Origin of the sequence: Streptomyces sp., assembly GCF_036524955.1 — a bacterium.
Classification (GTDB): domain Bacteria; phylum Actinomycetota; class Actinomycetes; order Streptomycetales; family Streptomycetaceae; genus Actinacidiphila.
This window is the reverse complement of record NZ_DATDBG010000171.1, coordinates 1-3446: the sequence shown is the minus strand read 5'-3', so window position 1 is coordinate 3446 and position 3446 is coordinate 1. Positions and strand designations below refer to the sequence as shown.

Annotated in this window: 2 protein-coding genes and 2 pseudogenes; 2 read left to right on the top strand and 2 right to left on the bottom strand. The window is 71.0% G+C overall.

All coding sequences use genetic code 11. From position 1 onward, the window contains the following. Positions 1 to 37: 37 nt before the first annotated feature. The gene (locus VIW71_RS13570; protein ID WP_331622418.1) at positions 38 to 196 is read right to left on the bottom strand and encodes a hypothetical protein; all 159 of its coding nucleotides are present in this window, start codon (positions 194 to 196) and stop codon (positions 38 to 40) included. Positions 197 to 767: 571 nt separating this feature from the next. Here VIW71_RS13570 and VIW71_RS13565 point away from each other — a divergent pair. After that, a complete protein-coding gene (locus VIW71_RS13565; protein WP_331622417.1) occupies positions 768 to 2339 on the top strand; it encodes an amidase family protein in 1572 nt (523 codons plus the stop codon). A gap of 41 nt (positions 2340 to 2380) precedes the next feature. After that, positions 2381 to 2558: pseudogene (locus tag VIW71_RS26700) on the top strand (helix-turn-helix domain-containing protein); the annotation flags it as partial. Here VIW71_RS26700 and VIW71_RS13555 read toward each other — a convergent pair. Further along, positions 2558 to 3446: pseudogene (locus VIW71_RS13555) on the bottom strand (ISL3 family transposase); the annotation flags it as partial. The pseudogenes VIW71_RS26700 and VIW71_RS13555 sit on opposite strands and share 1 nt — an antisense overlap.

The following is a 3446-nucleotide window of genomic DNA, read 5'->3' as shown; positions in this document are numbered from 1 at the left end:
GAGTGACCGTACCCAGGCCGGGTTTCCGGACCGGATGTCAGCTGTACGGGAGGGTGAGCATGGACTGGTTGCCGATGCCCAGGGTGGTCGGCGCACCGCCGAGCGCGTTCCAGACCGACCTTGACCGTACCCGCCCGCCTTGAGCACAGAAGGCACCGGCGGAGGTCACCTGCACCCGGGCCCAGAAAAACTCCACCCGCGAGCGAGTCGTCAGCGAAGCCCCGCACCACGGGTCGACCGATCGTGAATGTCGCGCAGGACCTCGGCATTCGCAGGAGGCCCTGCGGGGCTGGGTGCGCCAGGCCGGGGCGGATGCCGGGGAACGAGATGACCGGATGACCGCTGCGGAGTGTGTCCCGCCGCGGGAACCGGAACGCGGCGCGGAAGGGCGGCCTGCCGGAAACCGGCGTGGATGTTGCCGGTCGCGCAGTCGTCGGGGTACCGCTCTGCGGTTGATCTGCGGCTCCGCAAGTACTGGAATCCACCCGCGCCGCGATTACCAGCCGTATCGCACGAACGTGTGACAGGGCCGAAGGCCGTACAGACCCTGCTGGTCACGGCCGCACCATGGAAGGCTTGATAGTTCCTTGCCTGGCGGTCTCCTCATGGTGGAAGATCTCTCATCCGCCGGGTCGTGGTGGTCAGGGCGGTTGCCGGTTGGGGGGCTGCAGTGGCAAAGACCTTCGCCACCTCGTGCGCGTAGCGGCCTACTTCAGGGCGCCGGCCGCGCCCGAGGCGGAGCCCAGAAACACCGCAGGAGCCCGTACTTGAACCGCCGCACCCTGCTCACCGCCCCCGCGTCGACCGCCGCCGCGGCCTCTCTGCCGACGCCGGCCTCCGCCACCGAGGCGACCGATGCAAAGGACGTCATGAGCGCCACCGCCCCGCACCTGTCCTCCGCGCGCGCCCAGCTCGCCGCCCTACGCCGGGGCGAGATCACCGCCCGCTCCCTGCTCGACCAGCTTCTCGAGCACCATGCGAAGGCCAACCCGGGCATCAACGCCGTGGTCACCCTCGACGCGGAGGGCGCCCGCGCCGCCGCCGACAACGCCGACCGGCACCTCACCGAGGCCGGCACTACACTCGGTCCGCTCCACGGCCTGCCGATGACCGTGAAGGACGCCCTCGAAACGCAGGGAATGCGCACCACGTGCGGGTCCACCGACCTCACCGACCACGTCCCCGACCAGGACGCCGGCGTCGTCGCCCTGCTGCGCGCGGCCGGCGCCCTCGTCATCGGCAAGACCAACGTCCCGACCATGTGCCAGGATATCCAGACGTCCAACCCGATCTTCGGCAAGACAAAGAACCCCTTCGATCAGACCAAGACCGCGGGCGGCTCCTCCGGCGGCCCGGCCGCAGCCGTCGCCGCCGGTCTCACTCCGCTGGAAGTCGGCTCCGACCTCGCGGGCTCCCTGCGACTCCCAGCCGCGTACTGCGGCGTCCACGCCCTGCGCACCTCCCGCGGCGCCAGCCCCATCGTGCCGACCCGCGGCCACATCCCCCGCCCACCGGGCTGGCTTACCAGCTCCGACATGATCACGCTCGGCCCGATCGCCCGCACTGCCGCCGACCTGGACGTCCTCCTCGACGTGATCGCCGCCCCATCCCTGGCCGATGGCGCCGCCTGGAAGATCCGCCTCCCCGCCCCCAAACTCACCAGCGTCAGCCAGTACCGAGTCGGCATCTGGGCTGACGACGCCTACTGCCGGGTCGACTCCGCCACCCGCGCCCTCCTCGACCAAGTCGCCGGACTCGCCCGCAGTGCCGGCGCCAGCATCGACGACAGCTCCCGGCCCGTGGACTTCGCCGAGAGCGACCGCCTGTTCCAGCGCCTCATGTACGCCACCGCCTCCGCGTCGGCGACCGACGCCGCGTTCGCCGCCGATATCGAGGCCGCTGCGGCGATCCCCGCCGACGACCCCAGCAGCTTCTACCTGCGCTCCCGCACGATGCGGCACCGCGACTGGTGCCGAGCCGACGAGGACCGGCACAAGCTCCGCGCCAAGTGGGCCGACTATTTCACCCGGCACGACATCCTCATTACCCCAGCCACACCCACCGCCGCTGTCGACGACCAGACCGACCTCCCCGTCCCGCATCGGTACATCACCGTCGATGGCGAGAAGCGTTCCTACTTCGACCAGACGAGCTGGCTGAACCTCGCTGGCCCCGTCGGGCTCCCCTCGATCATCGTTCCAGCCGGGAAGACCCCGGACGGCCTGCCCCTCGCCATCCAGATCATCGGCCCGTACCTCGCCGACCGAACGCTCATAGCCGCCGCGAAGCATCTCGCGCGACTTCTCCCAGCACCGATCGCCCCACTACTGAGCTTGTAGTTGGGGGGTGACGAGGGTTGATCGTTGCGGTATGCCGTTGTCTGAGGTATCCGCAGGGTGGTGGGCTGACGTCTGAGCGGCAGGCGTTTCCGTGAGCGGATTCGGTTGGAGGCAGCCGAGCGGTTCGCCGCAGGGGCCTCGACCGCGGTGGTCGCCAAGGAGTTACGGGGCAGCGTGCGCTCGGTGCAGCGGTGGCGCCGGGCCTGGCAGGAGGCGGGGTGCCTGACGGGGACTGCGGGGTCCTCGGCGCGGCGTTTGCGCAGGTGCTCGCGGTAGGGGTCGACAAGGCCGGCGCGGTATTTGGGGAGCGGGCGCATTCGAGCAGGCCGACGCCCTGGTCGAGGAGGCCGTGGACCTGGTGCCAGCGTTCCAGGGTCGTCTGCGCGCGGGGCCCGTCGTAGATCGGTGCGTCCAGTACAGCGGCCCAGCAGGTGCTGTGTGCCTTCACCTCGCTCAGGGCGGCTTCGCACAGGTTGTGCCGGACATGCCAGCGGTCAGCCGACCTGCACCCGTCGGGCAGGGCGCGGCGGATGGCCTCGGCATACGTCGCGGAGCCGTCACGGCGCACGACCTCGATGCCTGGATGCTCGCGCAGCCACGCTTCCAGTGTGTCGGCGGTGCGGTCGGGCAGCACGTCGATCCGCTCATGGCTCTCGGCGTCGATCACCACGGTGACACAGCGGTGCCGCCGACGCAGAGCGAAGTCGTCGACGCCGATCACGCGGGGCGTCCGCCCGGCGGGCAACGGGATGCGCAGCAGCGTGCGCAGGGCCGTGTGGCGGGACAGGCCCGCCGCGAGTCCCGCCAGTAAGCGGGCCCCGGCCCGACCTGCTAACTCCTCGACCACGGCCTGGACCTGCCCGGTCAGACGGGCCGCCCGGCGCTGGTAACGCTCCAGCACCCCGGGCACCTGCTCGCGGAAGGTCTTCCGGCAGCCGCGCGTGGGACACACCAAGCGCCGCACCTGCACCCGCACCACCACCCGCCGTCCGTCGACCGGCACGTCGGCCACCGTCCGCAGGTGAGATCCGTGCACCCGCCCCGACGACGCGCCGCACACCGGACAGACCGCGGTGCCCTGCGGAGTCCGTGCCCGCACCACGATCC